This is a genomic window from Mesorhizobium sp. M0077, assembly GCF_040322955.1.
GTDB lineage: Bacteria > Pseudomonadota > Alphaproteobacteria > Rhizobiales > Rhizobiaceae > Mesorhizobium.
In genome coordinates, this window is the sequence record NZ_JAMYUL010000042.1 from 1 (window position 1) to 656 (window position 656).

Sequence of the window (656 nt, forward strand, 5' to 3'; positions counted from 1 at the left end):
AACCTAGGCCGGGAGGATGGACTTGCGATCGTCCGCAATCTGGCGACAAAATCGGATGTTCCTATCATAGTGATCAGCGGCGACCGGCTTGATGAGGCGGAAAAAGTGGTTGCACTGGAGCTCGGCGCAACCGATTTCATTCCCAAGCCTTTCGGGATGCGCGAATTCCTGGCCCGCATTCGAGTAGCGCTACGCCAGCGCATTTCTAGTCCGCGAACCAGAGAGCAGCGCTCATTTCGCTTTGGGGCCTGGAAGCTCAGCGTGAAGCAGCGGCGACTGATCTGTGCGGAGCGTGGCGAGGTCAAGCTTACCGCATGTGAGTTCAATCTCTTGATCGCATTTCTGGAGAACCCCCGCAACGTGCTATCCAGAGAACGGCTTTTGCTCGCGAGCCGTGTGCGTGGAGAAGAGGTGTACGATCGAAGTATCGATGTCCTAATCATGCGCTTGCGCCGAAAGCTGGAGGCTGATGCGGCCAACCCTCGCCTGGTCAAAACATCCCGTGGCGCAGGGTACTTCTTCAACGCTGACGTAGATGTTAGCTACGGAGGCACGTTGGCCGCGTGACAGTGAGCTATGCTGGAGATTGGGGTGACGAGGCTGATCAAGCCTTCCAACAGTACCAGCCTGATCAATTACAGCGAGAGCTACCGGTC

Annotated in this window: 1 protein-coding gene; it reads left to right on the forward strand. The window is 56.9% G+C overall.

All coding sequences use genetic code 11. From position 1 onward, the window contains the following. Positions 1–567: two-component system response regulator VirG (gene virG, locus NKJ57_RS30830; protein WP_352513792.1), on the forward strand; the 567-nt coding region annotated here is incomplete at its 5' end. Between the last annotated feature and the right edge of the window lie 89 nt (positions 568–656).